The organism is Paenibacillus sp. DMB5 (assembly GCF_001517085.1).
Taxonomy (GTDB): domain Bacteria; phylum Bacillota; class Bacilli; order Paenibacillales; family Paenibacillaceae; genus Paenibacillus_AQ.
In genome coordinates, this window is record NZ_LRAC01000149.1 from 1 (window position 1) to 15,299 (window position 15,299).

Consider the following 15,299-nt stretch of genomic DNA (forward strand, 5'->3'; position numbering starts at 1 on the left):
GCCCAGGCCGCGGAGGATGGCTTCGAGCTCAGCCGCGACTGCCGTCACGATCAGCACGCGCGTAGCCGGGTCTTGTCCCGCGGCAGACCCGGAGCGGGATTGAATGTTATCGTTCACTGAGAGGTCTCCTTTCATAGAAGAGAATAGAATGTATTGGGAATGAAGCTTTTTAATAAGGCTTGCGGTTTATAAGCTGTAGAGGGCCGGAGCGTCATTTGAAAAATATAAGAATTTATAGGTTCTTCGCTATCAATACTCGTTATATTTCTCGCAGAAACGGTTGCTGCCTCCCCTGAAGGACGGAGAAGCCGTTTCTGCTTGTGACGGCTCTTGTTTGTCCCTGACGGATCCGGGTATTTTATGTATAGACGATCCTCCAGGCTCCGGTACACAGCAGCAGCCGGCCTCGTCAGCACCGTAACCCAAAGGATACGCCGTTTTGAAAGGGAGGTCAAACCCCGGCGGGATTAATTTTGCAATGAGTAGTTGACAATAGAGAATGGATGGCGTATATTTATCTTAACTTAAAGATAATTAACTTAAAGACATAAAGGATGAGCGGTTCATTCTCCGGAGTGACCGGACAGTACAGAGAGCGGAGGTGTACAAGATGAGCGACTATAATGAACTTATAAACAAAACAACCGGCAGCCCGGACCTGGATCAGGCGGCCTCACTGAAGCTGTTCGTTGTGTTGTCCAAAGCATATAAGAGTCTGATGGATCACGCAGTCAGGGATATGAAGAGCCATGGCCTGGCATCAGCTGAATTCATGGTGCTGGAGGTGCTGTACCACCGGACACGGATTCCGCTTCAGCAGATCGGAGAGAAGATTCTGGTAACCAGCGGAAGCATCACCTATAACATCGACAAGCTGGAGAAGCGGGGGCTGCTGAAGCGTGTGCCTTGTGATGAGGACCGCCGGGTGACCTATGCCGAGATTACAGAGGCGGGCCGCGAGCTGTTTGACGATATTTTTCCCAAGCATGTCGCCTCGATTCACGGCCTGATGGGCGGACTGGACGAGGACGAGAAGAAGCAGACGATCGAACTGCTCAAGAAGCTGGGCAAAGGCGTGTAGAATTTCTTTGGAATTGTACGGCTGGGCGTGCTGGCATACCCGCGTTGGAGCATGCTCTGATAGTAAGCTCAGCCGGTGCCGGTATTTTAAATCTCCGGTAAGTTAGTTCATACAGCTTGCAGTTAACGATGTGCGGGATTAAGAGGACTGGACAGATCAAAAAGCGCCATAGTGAGCCTTGGCTCAGACAGAGCCCTTTTAGCCTGATTGAGGTTGTATTGGCAGCCGAATCGGCAGCGGGAGTAAGAAGGATATATAGAGGATGGCTTATGCCAAAAAAATTTAGCTCATATCTTAATGTTAAGATAATTAAAAAGAAGAGAATGGAGAGTGTTTAATATGGTTAGTGTAGGATTATTATTGTTGAGATTGGTTATCGGGGTTGCTTTTATCGGTCATGGCGCACAAAAGCTGTTTGGCTGGTTTGGCGGCTATGGTCCAAAAGGAACGGGGGGCTGGATGGAATCCATCGGGATCAAACCGGGAGTTGCAATGGCAGTCGCAGCCGGAATTATGGAGCTGGTTGGCGGGGTGCTGTTCACAGCAGGATTGCTGACACCAGTGGCGGCGGTATTGATTGCGGCAACGATGCTCGGGGCGATTATTAAGGTTCATGCTCCGAACGGCTTCTGGTCGACGGCTAACGGAATTGAGTTCCCGCTGACCGTCCTGGTTGTTGCAGTAGCGGTAGCGTTGACAGGTCCAGGTTCGATTTCGCTGGATGCCCTCTTTTTTAACTGAGCCGGGGAATGTCCCCGTTAGCTAATACTGGTTTCATAACATTTTCGGAAATGCGGAACGTATTTGCATAGAGCTTATCAATTTACCAAAAAACCTTTAAGGAGATGGATATAATGACCCTTCAGACTGCAGGGATTCACCATATTACCGCTTTTGTCAGAGATGCGCAGCAGAATGCTGATTTCTACGCCGGGATTCTTGGACTAAGACTTGTAAAAAAGACGATCAACTTTGATGCGCCAGAGGTCTACCATCTCTATTTCGGGGATGAGCACGGTTCTCCGGGTACCATTATCACCTTCTTCCCTTGGGCAACCGGACGCAAAGGAAGAATCGGCGGCGGCCAGGTTGGCGTAACTACCTACGCTGTGCCGGCTGGCTCGCTGGGCTTTTGGGAGCAGCGGCTGGCTGACTACCGGATTCCAGTAACCAAAGTAACCCGGATTTCGGAAGCGTACCTTTCGTTCGCTGATTATGACGGGCTGCGGATCGAGCTGGTAGAACGTGAATCCGGCGCGCTTAGCACCTGGTCCTTCGGGGGAGTGCCTGCCGAGTATGCGATTAAAGGCTTTGGCGGCGCAGTGCTCTACAGCATGAATCCTGTTAAAACAGCCGATACGCTGACCCGTACACTGGGCCTTGAGCAGATTGCCGAAGGCGACGGGTATATCCGCTACCGTTCTTCTGCTGACATCGGCAATATTATTGACCTCAAAACCACACCGGTACCGCAGGGCGGCGGAGGCACAGGCACTGTGCACCATATCGCCTGGCGCGCCAAAGATGATGCCGAGCAGCTTCAGTGGGGCCGCACTGTACAGAGCCATGGCTATCAGCCTACGCCGGTGCAGGACCGCCAGTATTTCAACGCCATTTACTTCCGCGAGGAAGGCGGTATCCTGTTCGAGATTGCTACCGATCCTCCGGGCTTTGCCCGCGATGAGGAGCCGGATAAGCTGGGCCAGAAGCTGATGCTGCGGCCTGGTTCGAACCGAACCGTGACGTAATTGAAGCCAAGCTGAGTCCTTTTGAAATCCGTGAAGTGGAGGCGAATCAGGTATGATTCATATTTATAAAAAAGGTACAGATGCCAGCCGGCCGACCCTTGTATTGTTCCATGGCACCGGAGGCAATGAGCATGACCTGCTTCCGCTGGCAGAAATGCTGTCTCCCGGCTCCTCGGTGCTGGGCATCCGGGGAAATGTACTGGAAAACGGCATGTCGCGTTACTTCCGACGTCTAGCAGAAGGTGTATTCGATGAGGAGGACCTCGTCTTCCGCACACATGAAGTGAAGCAGTTCCTGGACAGCGCAGCGGAGCAATACGGCTTCGACAGCAGTAATCTCGTTGCTGTAGGTTACTCCAACGGAGCCAATATTGCCGGCAGCCTGCTGCTCCATTACGGGCCGGTTTTCCGCTCGGCGGTGCTGCTGCACCCGATGGTTCCGCTGCGCGGACTGGAATGGCCTTCCCTGGCAGGCGCCGCTGTCTTCATTGGCGCCGGCACCAATGACCCGCTGATCCGGGCCGACGAAACCCGGGAGCTGGAGCAGCTGCTGCAGGGCGCCGGAGCCGAAGTTGCCACCCATTGGGGCAACCAGGGTCACCGCCTGAGCACGGCTGAGGTCGAAGCGGCCAGAAACTGGCTTGAGCAGCAGCGGAAGTAAGGTTTGGCGTAGAGGGTGCTTACGGTGAGTATAAGAGTTGCAATACCGGTAGCACCAGTAGCACCAGTAGCACCAGCAACACTAACAACACCAGTAACACCAGTAACACCAGCACACCAGCACACCAGCACACCAGCACACCAGCACACCAGCAACACTATTAGCACCAGCAACACTATTAGCACCGGTAACACTAGTAGTCCCGGAAAGAGAAAGACCAGTAACATAAGAACCAGTAGTACCTGAAGCAGTAACACAAAAACCATTGACACGAGCAATAAAATAACCAGCAAATCTAGTACATCAGTGTAAATCAACAACACAATACCAGGTGATATTGGTAACACCAATGGCACCAGTAAACTAGTAACACCAGCTTACACTAGCAACACCAGCATATCAGCAACACCATTGGCACAATGCTTGTGACGCAACTGCCCGCAGGGCCGACAAGAGGGGAATGCACTCTTGGGAGCTCCTGCGGGCAGTTTTTTACATTTTTGTCCCTCTAAAATGCACACTCAGCCGCGCTGCCCCTGCTAATAGAGGGATTTTCCCATTAATGGTCAAAGCAGCCCGCTTCTGGAGCGATTAGAGGGATTTTCCCACTAATGGGTCAAAAGCAGCCCGCTTCTGGTGCGATTAGAGGGATTTTTTCCACTAATGAGTCAAACGCAGCCCGCTTCTGGTGCGATTAGAGGGATTTATCCCACTAATGGCTCGAACGCAGCCCGCTTCTGGTGCGATTAGAGGGATTTAACCCACTAACGGAGCAAACCGAGCCCGCCACCGTTACCATTAGAGGGATTTATCCCACTAACGGAGCAAACCGAGCCTGCCACCGTTGCCATCAATAAGATTTATCTCTATAACTTCCGCATCCAGCCCCGGGTAGCATTCTGCTCCAAACTCTGATATGATTTTAATAGTAATAATTACTATTAAATTGCGATCAGACTTTAACTATAAGGAGCATACTATAACGTGAACAGCAGCAAGAAAAATAACAGCCAGGCCCGGCTCCCGAGGGCTAAGGGGCTGGATATGGCAAGTGTATATACGCCGAAGGAATGTGCGCGCAAGGCGAGGCACATTGTGTTGAGCGGGCAGAACCGCACAATTGTCGATGAGTTCATTACGATTCTCGGTATGAAGGAGCGGTTTGCTGCAGCAGATGTGCCTCTGCCCAATAAGCTGGTGATGTTCGGGCCTCCCGGCACGGGCAAGACGCTGACTGCTTTTCACCTGGCCCATCAGCTGGACCTGCCGCTTGTCCTGGTCCGGCTGGATACGGTGATTCACAGCCATTTGGGGGAGACGGCCAGCAATGTGCGGAAGATTTTTGACTATGCTGCCGGGGTGCCCTGTGTGCTGTTTCTTGATGAATTTGATGTGCTGGGGCGGATGCGCGACTCCGGGGATGAGGTGAAGGAGATGGCACGTGTAGTTAATACACTGCTGCAGTGTCTCGACGAGTTCGCGGGTGACAGTGTGTTTATGGCTGCAACCAATCTTGAGGAGGAGCTGGACCCGGCGGTGTGGCGCCGTTTCGATACGAGGATGACCTATTCATCTCCGGGTGAGGAGGACAGAAGGCTGTACATCGGGCTGCTGCTCGGCAGGGAGCAGGATATGCAAGGGATGGTGGAGGAAACCGCAGGCCTGCTGGCCGGCTGCAGCTTTGCCGATATTGAGCAAATTGTGCTAAAAGCCAGACGCAAAGCGATCATAGCAGACACTGCGCTGGCATACGGCCTGATCTGCGAGGCATACACCGAATATAATCTGCGCAGGGCGCAGTAGGCGGCAGGGCTCCTTTCAGGAGTCCTTTTTCTATGCCTGCCGGCTCCGCTTAAAAAGCATTGAATCTTCCCTCCCCGATCAGGTAGTATGAAGATTACTAAAAACAGGCTGTTAAGGCTGCTGGAGAAAGGTTGGCGTCATAGAAAAATGATTAGAGAAAAGATGGATAGCCGCATGCTTGCGGCAGAGGGTCCGTCCCGCAGCCAGCGGCTGCAGCTGGCCGTTATACTGGGGGCGATTGCTACAATCGGCCCGCTGTCGATCGACATGTATTTGCCGGCCCTGCCGGAGCTGGCCCGGCATTTTGAGACCAGCGCTGCGCTGGTACAGCTTAGCCTGACATTCTTTCTGCTGGGACTGGCCTCCGGGCAGCTGGTGGCGGGTCCGCTGAGCGATGTTCACGGCCGCCGCGGCCCGCTGCTGATCGGCATGCTGATTTATACCGTATCCTCCCTGCTGTGTGCCTTCAGCCCGTCGATCGGCCTTTTGATTGTACTGCGTTTCATCCAGGGGCTGGCCGGCTCCGTAGGCGTGGTCATCTCGCGCGCTGCAGTCCGTGATCTGTATAGCGGCTCCGAATTGACCAAATTCTTTGCGCTCCTGATGATTGTTAACGGGCTGGGGCCGATTCTTGCGCCGATTATCGGCGGACAGCTGCTGAGAGTAACGACCTGGCAGGGGGTGTTCTTTGTGCTTTTTGCGGCCGGTCTGCTTTTTTGTGCAACGATTCTGCTGCGCCTTCCGGAGACGCTGCCCAAGGAACGGCGCGTAAAAAGCGGCCTGAAAGGCACGCTGCTCACCTTCCGCGGTCTGCTCCGCAACGGGCGGTTTATGGGATACGCGCTATCCCAGAGCTTTGTAATGGCGGCCATGTTCGCTTATATTTCCGGTTCTTCCTTTGTGCTGCAAAATATGTTCGGGGTTTCGCCGCAGATGTACAGCCTGATCTTTGCCGTTAACGGGCTTGGCATTATTATTACCGGACAAATCGCCGGCAGATTGTCCGGCAGATACGGCGAGCGCAGGCTTCTGGCCAGCGGTCTGCTGCTCTGTGCGCTCGGCGGAGTCCTCCTGCTGGTTACAATTCTGGCCGGCGGCGGCATATGGCCGATTCTCATCTGCCTGCTTGCTGTTGTGTCCAGCGTCGGGATGATCAGCACAACGACCTTTTCACTGGCAATGCAGGATCAGGCGGAGGCGGCAGGCAGCGCTTCGGCGCTGCTCGGACTGCTCCCGCTGCTTTTTGGCGGCTGTGTCGCTCCGCTGGTCGGTATCGGCGGAGATGAAACAGCGCTGCCGATGGCCATTGTGATCGCCTCCGCCGGTCTTTTGTCCGTCCTGTCTTACCTGCTGCTCTGCAGAGGCCGAAAAGGAGGACGGCAATGAGCCGAAAAGACTTTACAGTCCTGCTCCTGCTCGCCTTTGCCTGGGGCGCATCGTTTCTGTTCATGCGGATCGCCTCTCCCGAGCTGGGGCCGGTGTTTACAACCGAGCTCCGGGTGGCGCTGGCAGCGGCCGCCTTGCTGCTGTATGCAAGGATAACCCGCAGGCAGCTGGGGCTTCTGCGGCACTGGAAGCCGTTCCTGCTGCTGGGTGCCTTGAACGCTGCACTGCCGTTCACGCTGATCTGCATGGCAGAGCTTGAGCTTAACGCTTCGCTGGCAGCGATTCTTAATGCTACGACCCCTATGTTCACGGCGCTTGCCGCCTGGGGCATCCGGGGCGAGAAGCCGGGCCTGTCCAAATCCGTCGGTTTGATTATCGGTCTTGCAGGCGTAGCGGTTCTGGTCGGCTGGAGCCCGGTACCGCTGGCCGGAAAGACGCTGCTGTCCGTCCTTTTTTCACTCGGGGCAGCACTGGCCTATGGCCTTGGCGGTCTCTACGCTTCGCGGGTCGGCCGGGATCTGGCACCGCTTACGCTTGCAGCCGGCCAGCAGCTCGGTGCTGCTGTTGTCCTGCTCCCGCTGGCGGTTATTTTCGCTCCCCGGCATCTGCCGTCTGCTGCAGCAGTCTACTCCGTGCTCGGCCTGTCTCTTGTTTGTACGGCTGTGGCGTACCTGTTGTATTTTTACCTGATTCAGAGTGTGGGTGCAGTGAAAACGGTAAGTGTTACCTTTCTGGTGCCGGTCTTTGGCCTGATGTGGGGTGCGCTGTTTCTGAATGAGCCCATTTATGCTAATACACTGGCAGGCCTGGTCATTATTCTGCTGAGTGTAATGCTGGTCAACCGGAAACCGCGGCCTGCCGCAGCTCCGGACCTGGAGAAACAGGCTTAACGGACCGCCTCCTTTTCTTACTTTCAGCAAACATTCAGCCCATTTTAACGTTAGATTATGCCAAAGGGTATATATTGAAAGGGAAAAGGGGGAACAGGCATGAATATTTCATCCGCAACATCCACCGCTTCCGCTTCCTATACTTCATCCAGTGCAACTGACACCAGCGCACTTGAGAAACAAAAAGCGAAGCTGGAGGCCGAGCTCGAAAAGGTCGAAGCCAGCAAGGATGACGAGAAGACTAAAGAAACCAAAACGAAGCAGCTTGAGCAGCAAATTAAACAGATTGAAGCGCAGATCGCCCAAAAGTCCAATAGCAGCAGTTCTTCTGCGGCGGCTCAAAGCGCACAGCCGGAAAAACCCGCAGACGCCAATCTGCTGAAGGCTGCAAGCAGCGCACAGATTGCCACAGCCACAACCGACAGTGAAGGAAGATTCGATATCCGGATCTGATCTGCACTGCAATAAGCCATTTCAAAAAGAGGACATCCTTTGCCGTGAGGGAGGTCCTCTTTTTTATGTCTGGACTGCCATTACATTCATCGAGCGGACCGGATTCACCAGATTATGTTTTGTTCTTTAACAGGAAAGTACATTTTGTCCTCAGCTGTGGATAAGATGTGTATAACCTTAAGGATAAGTGGGGGTAAGATGTGATTAACTTTCCTAAGGGGGCTCAGATTACGCCGGGGCGGCTATGCATCAACTTGTGAAAATGTTAAAATTAGGATGTGAAAAAAGGTACGATCTGCAAAAAATCAGTAACCTGGACAATCAGTAGTGTACCGGAAGGCAAGATGTTGGATCTGATCTAACGCATTAACGTAACAGTTGATATAGCGAAAGGGGCTGAACCTATGAACATGGCGGTAATGGATATTATAGAAAAGCGTAAGTCTGTACGCACTTATGAGACGACCCCAATCGGAGAAAATGCCCATGTATCCATTATGGATTATATAAGGGAGGAGGAGAATCTGCGAGGTCCCTTCGGTGGAACGGCCCGGATTGAATGGGTCTGGGCCAAAGGAGAGGATGGGGAGGGCAAAGCTGTCAAGCTTGGCGCTTATGGCGTTATCCAGAATCCGCAGGCCTATCTGGTAGGTGTCTGTCAAAATGACCAGAAGGCACTGCTGGAGTTTGGCTATATTTTTCATAAGCTGATTCTGTATGCTACAGGCCTTGGCCTTGGCACCTGCTGGATCGGCGGGACCTTTAGCCGCAAATCGTTCGCGCGCGAGCTGGAGTTACGTCCGGGGGAGATTATTCCCTGCATTACGCCGCTTGGTTACCCGCGTGAGAAGCAGCGGCTGCTGGACGCGACTATGCGTTATGTGGTCAAGGCTGACCAGAAGAAGCCCTGGCGGGAGTTATACTATGACTCCGGTTTCGGGCAGCTGCTGGCACCGGAGTCCGCAGGAAGGCTGGCTGCTGCACTGGAGATGGTCCGGCTCGGTCCGTCGGCATCCAATAAGCAGCCGTGGCGGGCTGTGCTGTCGGCAGACCGGCAGCAGGTTCATTTCTATCTGCAGCATACCCCGAATTACAGCGGGAATAAGCTCGGGTTTGAAATGCAGCGGATCGATATTGGCATTGCCGCCTGCAATTTCGAGCTTGCCTGCCGGGAGCTGGGCATTCAGGGAGCCTGGACCGTGCATGATCCGCAGCTGGGTGTGATTGACCAGCATACGGAATATATGCTGAGCTATAAGCTCAGCTGATGAGCGAGAACCACCACAGCAGAGCTGCAGTAAGAACAACACAAGCCAGCGCCAACGTATCCGCGGACTTCCAGTTCAGCGTGTATGCCGGTGTCCTGGCTTTTTTAGGGTCATACCCCCGGGACTCGACAGCTGTGGCCAGCTCATCGCCCATGCTGATGACAAGGATCAGGAGCGGGACAATTAGCATCCCGATCTGGCGGGGGGTCCAGCGTGCAAGTCCCTGCCGGGGTTTGCCGCGTGACTTCAGCGCCAGCTGCAGCTGATCCAGCTTGCCGAGAATCCAGGGGACAAATTGCAGGGTAACGGATACGGCCAGTGACCAGCCCCGGGTACGGAGGCCAAGCTTCTTGAGCGGGGTAAAGCCCCATTCCAGCGCTTCGCGCAGCGGTGCACCGGTTGTTGTCTCCGTGAACAGGAAGCCGAGGGCGATCAGCAGCAGAAAGCGCAGCACATTCAGTCCTCCCCGTGCCATTCCTTCGATGCTGAAGCCGGCAGGTCCAATTGAGAAATCAGGGGAGGTCCAGTCAAGCGCAGACAGCAGCCACAGGAACAGGAACATCAGGAGGAAGGGACGGAAGAACCTGACCGTCCTGCTCCAGGGAACCGCAGCCGAACCGATTAATCCGCCGGTAAGGAGGCTTGCCAGCAGCACTGGCGGAAAGCTGTCCATACCCAGTACAACGAGTGAACCAAGCAGCATCCCCAGCCACTTCACCCGGGGGTCCAGCTTCTGCCACCGTATCCGGTGTGAAGCCTTCCGGCTATACGCCACCGTCCTATCTTCGTCTGCAGCACCGCCAGGCCTATGCGTCTCCGCTGTACTACCGTCCACAGCATCGCTAGGCATAAACGACTCCGCCGTACCCCCGTCCGCAGCACCGCCAGACATATGCAACTTCGCCAAATTTCTTCCCGCAGCATCGCCATTCCTATGCGTCTGCGCCGCACCTCCGCCCGTAACGCCAGCTGCGGAAGGTGCCGGCATCGGCAGTGAAGCGAGCCCGGCCAGCAGCTCTCCGATGCTGCCCGGCTGCTCCGCCAGCAGCCCCTGCCGGCGGAGCCTGTCCCCGATGCGCGAGTACGCAGGCGGCTCCAGCCCGGCCGAGCGGAGCAGCTGGTGATCCGCTGCAAGCGGAGCGGCCGGTCCGCTGTAATGCACAGTTCCCCTGTGCATTACAACCGCCTGATCAGCCAGCGGGAGCAGAGTATCCAGCTCATGTGTGCCGATGATCAGAGTGATGCCCTCTGCCCGCAGCTGCTGCACCAGCTGCAGCAGTGAGTGAGCCGACTGCGGATCAAGCCCCGCGGTCGGCTCGTCGAGAATCAGCAGCTCCGGCTGCACGGCAAGGGCGGCGGCGATGCACAGCCGCCGCTTCTCTCCCCCGCTGAGCAGAAAAGGGGACCGCCCGGCGAATATTTCGTAGGGCAGCCCGGCCCTGGTCAAAGCGCTGCGGATTAACTCCAGGCGCTGTGCCTTAGGCACGCCATGCTGCTCCAGGCCATATTCCATTTCTTTGTGTACACTGCCGGCGAACAGCTGGGTCTCCGGCTGCTGGAACACAATAGATACCTTGGGCGTCCCGCCTGACCCGCCGGCATATACAATCCTGCCTGACGTGGGCGTGTCCAGCCCGGCCAGCAGCCGCAGCAGGGTCGATTTGCCGCTGCCGGTCACGCCGCAGAGAACAGCCAGGGTGCCCCGGCTGATCTCCAGATTAACATCCTGCAGAGCAGCGGTACTATCGTACAGGTAAGATACCTTGTCTGCCCTTATGCTCATAGCACAGCCTCCAGTTCCTGCTCGGATAGCGGGAGCAGCCCGGGGGGCCAGCCGCGCGACTGCAGCAGCCGGCCGATACGGATGACCGGCGGCGGTTCCCAGCCCAGCAGCTCGGGGAGCCCGGAGCTGTAGAACAGTGTGCGCGGATCGCCGTCATAGCGCAGCGTTCCCTGCTCCATTACGGCGACCCTCGGGCTCTCCGCGAGCTCCTCCGGCCGCTGGGTAACCCACAGGATCGTCGTCCCCCGGCGCCACAAATCTCTGGCCAGCGCCATAATGCGGCTCCGCCCGGCAGGGTCCAGCATCGATGTAGCCTCATCGAAGATAATCATCTCCGCCTGCAGCGCCAGGCAGCAGGCGACAGCCAGCCGCTGGCGTTCCCCGCCGGAGAGGGTGGTGATATCATCCGCCCATTTATGGGCCAGTCCTACCTGCTGCAGTACCCGGCGGATCTGTGCATCCATTTCATCCCGGTCCAGACCCCGGTTCTCCAGCCCGAAGGCAATATCCTCGTAAGGCGTGGAGCCGATGTTCTGGGATTCGGGATTCTGGAATACAAGCTGGATGTGCTGTTTCACGGCAGTACGGTTCACTGCAGACCGGAGATCAAGACCGGCTGCATGCAGACTGCCGGAAGCCGGAATATTCAGCCCGTTGAACATCCGAACCAGAGAGGACTTGCCGCAGCCGTTCGCTCCGGTCAGGGCTACCCATTCGCCGCGGCTGATATGTATGGAAATCCCCTGCAATACCGGCAGCCGGCGCTGGCCGTCCCGGTACGAGAAGGTTATGTTTTGTGCTGTAATCATCGGTTTACCTGCTTCCCTTGACGCCATTCATCCACAATTGCTCTTGATTATAGCAAAAATTTAAACATTGATGTATACAGACCGGGATGTTATAGTAGTTTCAAAAAAACGGGGGGCCTTCTTCCAATGAAAAAATGGACGACTCGCGGCCTGATCTTCAGCGCATTATTTGCCGGAGTCATGATTGCACTCAGTTTCCTCAAGATCTATCTGCCTATTTCGGCCGTGCCGATTACACTGCAGACACTGGCGGTGATGCTGGCCGGTGCGGTACTCGGAGCACGCTACGGAACACTGGCTGTGCTGATCGTTATCGGCCTTTGTGCAGCCGGATTTCCGGTTATGGGCGGCAGCGGCGGAGTGGCGGTGCTGGTGGGGCCGACGGCAGGCTATATTTTCTCCTGGCCGGTTGCCGCTTTCCTGATTGGGCTGTGCTCCCAGCGTATGCGGCAGGACAAATATACGTTTCCCAAACTGGCGGCTGCCAACATTGTGTTCGGCGCATTGCTGGTCTATCCCGGAGGTGTATGGTGGCTGGCCCATTCTACAGGAATGGACTCCCTTTCCAAGGCGCTGACGGCAGGAATGTGGCCGTTCATCCCGGGCGACCTCGTCAAAGCAGTTCTCTGTGCAGGCGTCGTGACTGCTGTACGGCAGGTGTATCCGATCGAGCGGATCCTGAACAGCGATAACGCGGGCTGGGCCGAAGGCGATCATCCGACTATCAGCAGCTAAGCGGGCTGATACCAGCAGAGCTTACAGGATTACAATAATCAAACAGCCGCCGTCCCTTTCAGGACGCGGCTGTTTCTATTTCGTTTTTAATGCTTCTCCGTACTGTTAGTACTCTGCTCCTGATCCGTACTCTCCTGATCCGGAAGCGCCCAGACAGATACACTGCCGCCATTTACCGGGAATACAGCCCAACCGTCTTCGCCGATGGTTACGGTCTCCTCACGGTTACGGGTGAAATCCTCCCAGACCTCTCCGGCCCGTTCTTCGCCGAGGAACATCCGCTTCTCTCCATTATCGCCGTTCGAGATGACTACGGCACAGCCGGAGCCGGGGAGCTCCTCAACACCGCGGCGCACCCAGCCGATGGTGTTGGGATGATCGAAATAATCATCCTGATCGCCGTAAGCCTTGTGATAACGGGCATACAGCAGCGGATCAATGGCAGCTTTCTTCGGTTCTACCGGGGTCGGGCCGCCAATTCCATAATAATCGCCATAGAAGACGACAGGGTAACCGTCACGCCGGAGCAGGATTAGAGCGTACGCGCTCTGCTTGAACCAGTCGCCGACCCAGGACTCCAGCGCTTCATGAGGCTGTGAATCATGGTTGTCCACGAAGGTTACGGCATTCAGCGGATGGGTCTGGACCAGCGTATCCTCAAAAATCTTCGTCAGATCAAAGTCCCGCCCGGCAAGTGAAGCGGAATAGAGCTTATAATGCAGGGATACATCGAATAAATCGATCTGATAATCAACCGTATTGAGGAACTCGCGGCAGGCTTCAAGGTTCGGGTTCCAGAACTCACCGACGATATAAAAGTCCTCGCCGCGCTTTCTTTTCATTTCCTGGGCGAACTCCTTAATATACTCATGGTTGATATGCTTGATGGCATCCAGCCGGTAGCCGCTGCACTGCAGGGTATCGACCAGCCATTTCCCCCAGTCCAGCATCTCCCGCTTGACATCCTCATGGCTATAGTCAATGTTAGCGAACATCAGATAATCATAGTTGCCGAATTCGTCGTCAACATTCTGGTTCCAGGCCCTGTTCTGGCCGTTGATCCGGAATACTCCAGTCCGGCCTTCCTTGGCGTCAAAGTCTGTACCGTTAAAATGGGTATGATCCCATTTGAAGGCGGAATACTCCTCGCCGCGCCCCGGAAAGGTGAATTTGGTCCAGCCCTCAATTTCGAAAGGCTCGGAGATATCCTTGGTGCGATCGTTCGGATCCACCTCAATTACCTCGAAGGTCTCTGTCTCATCTGCACCGGCTTTATGGTTCATAACGAGATCGACGTAGACTGCGATACCGTTCTTCAGGCACTCGGCAATCGCCTCGATCAGCTCCTGCTTCGTGCCATATTTGGTCCGGACCGTACCTTTCTGGTCGAATTCGCCCAGATCATAGAGATCGTACACCCCATACCCGGTGTCCTCGCCGGAGACGGCCTTGGTTACAGGCGGAACCCAGACCGAATCGATATAGGCTGCCTTGATATCCGGGGCCATTTCAGCCAGCCGCTTCCAGTGCAGTCCGTCCGCTTCAACATGCCACTCAAAAAACTGCATCATCGTATGGTTTCTCTTCATCTCTGTAACCTCCTATATATGTAGACCGGGTAATCAGTTAAACAGGTCCAGCTGAAGCGGGGCCAGTCCGCCGTCAATGCCCAGGAGGGCCTGCAGCTCTTTGGCATTGGGAGTAGCATCACCGGCGGAGTTGTTGTTGAACACCACGTAGAGCTCACGGCAGCTTTTTTCCAGCTCCAGCAGGCGGTCCCGCCATTCCGTAAGTTCCTCCGTGCTGTAACGGTACAGATAGCGAAGCTTGCGCCAGTCGGGATGGCTGCTCTGGTTCCAGCCCTGGACGTTGCGGCCGTGCAGCCGGATATACGTGATATCGGGATTTGTCGCTACAGGTACAATCGGGATGGAGCCTGAGCCCGCCTGCGGCTCATCGGCAACAGTGTGAATCCAGCCCTCACGTTCCAGAAAGCCGAGCGTTCTGTCGCGCATTTCCGGGCTGTACCAGGACTCATTGCGGAATTCCACCGCTGAAGGAACATCCAGCATCCGTTCTTTGACCTCACGCAGAAAATCTACGTTCTCCTTGGTACAGTCAAACCACGGCGGGAACTGGAAGAGAGCCATGGCCAGCTTGCCGGCCTCGCGTACGGGGGCAATGGAATGATGAAACGCCTCGTACATTTCACCGGTGGAACCGTAGTAATTTTTTTTACCGCGCAGATGCCCGGTCATTCCCTGATAGGCTTTTACAATAAACTGGAAGTTATCCGGGGTCTGTGAGGCCCATTTCACATAATTCCGGACCGGCTGTACCGCATAAAAGGAGCTGTCAATTTCCACGATGGGAAAATGGGCGCTGTAGGCAGGCAGACGTTCGGCGGGCTTGATTTTGCCGTACAGCTCATCGTGGTCACCGAAGCCGGTTAGCCCGATCTTGATCATCGCATTTCCCTCCTTGCGGTTGTCTTGTATACAGGAGCGGGGAGATTAGCTATTCTCTTATTAAACTTAAACCCTGCTGCTGCAAACAAGCGTGTTGATTAATGCCTCTAAATAATGCAACATGAAGGGGAAGAGAGCTTAGGCGACGGGCATCCGGTCAGAACGCTATGGGTGCTGTTATCGCCAAAAGAACGCAGGGATATACTTTGCAGGC

Annotated in this window: 13 protein-coding genes and 1 pseudogene; 10 read left to right on the plus strand and 4 right to left on the minus strand. The window is 55.3% G+C overall.

Annotated features, from left to right (window positions below; all coding sequences use genetic code 11):
- Positions 1-610: 610 nt before the first annotated feature.
- The 9 genes and pseudogenes from AWJ19_RS26560 to AWJ19_RS26605 all read left to right on the plus strand — a co-directional run bounded on the left by AWJ19_RS26560 (position 611) and on the right by AWJ19_RS26605 (position 9,290).
- Positions 611-1,081 (plus strand): MarR family transcriptional regulator, encoded by a 471-nt coding sequence (locus AWJ19_RS26560; RefSeq protein WP_068728244.1) that lies wholly within the window; start codon positions 611-613, stop codon positions 1,079-1,081.
- Between the two features lie 339 nt (positions 1,082-1,420).
- Positions 1,421-1,822: a DoxX family protein gene (locus AWJ19_RS26570; protein WP_068728246.1), complete on the plus strand. Its 402-nt coding sequence runs from the start codon at positions 1,421-1,423 to the stop codon at positions 1,820-1,822.
- Between the two features lie 113 nt (positions 1,823-1,935).
- Positions 1,936-2,885, plus strand: a pseudogene (locus AWJ19_RS26575) (ring-cleaving dioxygenase).
- The gene (locus AWJ19_RS26580; protein ID WP_068728247.1) at positions 2,882-3,490 is read left to right on the plus strand and encodes an alpha/beta hydrolase; all 609 of its coding nucleotides are present in this window, start codon (positions 2,882-2,884) and stop codon (positions 3,488-3,490) included. Before AWJ19_RS26575 ends, AWJ19_RS26580 begins: the two are co-directional and overlap by 4 nt.
- A 984-nt stretch (positions 3,491-4,474) precedes the next feature.
- Entirely contained in the window at positions 4,475-5,293 is an 819-nt protein-coding gene (locus tag AWJ19_RS26585) for an ATP-binding protein (RefSeq protein WP_068728248.1), read from the plus strand.
- A gap of 147 nt (positions 5,294-5,440) precedes the next feature.
- Positions 5,441-6,679: a multidrug effflux MFS transporter gene (locus AWJ19_RS26590; protein WP_241781905.1), complete on the plus strand. Its 1,239-nt coding sequence runs from the start codon at positions 5,441-5,443 to the stop codon at positions 6,677-6,679.
- The gene (locus AWJ19_RS26595) at positions 6,676-7,569 is read left to right on the plus strand and encodes a DMT family transporter (protein WP_068728249.1); all 894 of its coding nucleotides are present in this window, start codon (positions 6,676-6,678) and stop codon (positions 7,567-7,569) included. Before AWJ19_RS26590 ends, AWJ19_RS26595 begins: the two co-directional genes overlap by 4 nt.
- Positions 7,570-7,668: 99 nt before the next feature.
- Positions 7,669-8,022 carry a FlxA-like family protein gene (locus tag AWJ19_RS26600; protein ID WP_068728250.1) on the plus strand — a complete coding sequence of 118 codons (354 nt, stop codon included), beginning with the start codon at positions 7,669-7,671 and terminating at the stop codon, positions 8,020-8,022.
- Between the two features lie 404 nt (positions 8,023-8,426).
- Positions 8,427-9,290, plus strand: a complete 864-nt coding sequence (locus AWJ19_RS26605; RefSeq protein WP_068728251.1) for a nitroreductase family protein — start codon at positions 8,427-8,429, stop codon at positions 9,288-9,290.
- On the opposite strand, the gene AWJ19_RS26610 is transcribed toward AWJ19_RS26605, so the two are convergent.
- Entirely contained in the window at positions 9,283-11,073 is a 1,791-nt protein-coding gene (locus AWJ19_RS26610) for an ATP-binding cassette domain-containing protein (protein ID WP_068728252.1), read from the minus strand. The genes AWJ19_RS26605 and AWJ19_RS26610 overlap by 8 nt on opposite strands.
- Positions 11,070-11,882, minus strand: a complete 813-nt coding sequence (locus tag AWJ19_RS26615; RefSeq protein ID WP_068728253.1) for an ATP-binding cassette domain-containing protein — start codon at positions 11,880-11,882, stop codon at positions 11,070-11,072. The genes AWJ19_RS26610 and AWJ19_RS26615 overlap by 4 nt, the downstream gene beginning before the upstream one ends.
- Before the next feature lie 126 nt (positions 11,883-12,008).
- Here AWJ19_RS26615 and AWJ19_RS26620 point away from each other — a divergent pair, with 126 nt between their 5' ends.
- On the plus strand, positions 12,009-12,617 hold the full coding sequence (locus tag AWJ19_RS26620; protein WP_068728254.1) for a biotin transporter BioY: 609 nt from the start codon (positions 12,009-12,011) through the stop codon (positions 12,615-12,617).
- 86 nt (positions 12,618-12,703) lie between these two features.
- Here AWJ19_RS26620 and AWJ19_RS26625 read toward each other — a convergent pair whose 3' ends face one another.
- Both AWJ19_RS26625 and AWJ19_RS26630 read right to left on the minus strand, forming a co-directional pair.
- Positions 12,704-14,206 carry an alpha-amylase gene (locus tag AWJ19_RS26625; protein WP_068728255.1) on the minus strand — a complete coding sequence of 501 codons (1,503 nt, stop codon included), beginning with the start codon at positions 14,204-14,206 and terminating at the stop codon, positions 12,704-12,706.
- Positions 14,207-14,239: 33 nt separating this feature from the next.
- Positions 14,240-15,085, minus strand: coding sequence for a DUF72 domain-containing protein (locus AWJ19_RS26630; protein ID WP_068728256.1), 846 nt, complete (start codon positions 15,083-15,085; stop codon positions 14,240-14,242).
- Positions 15,086-15,299 lie beyond the last annotated feature (214 nt).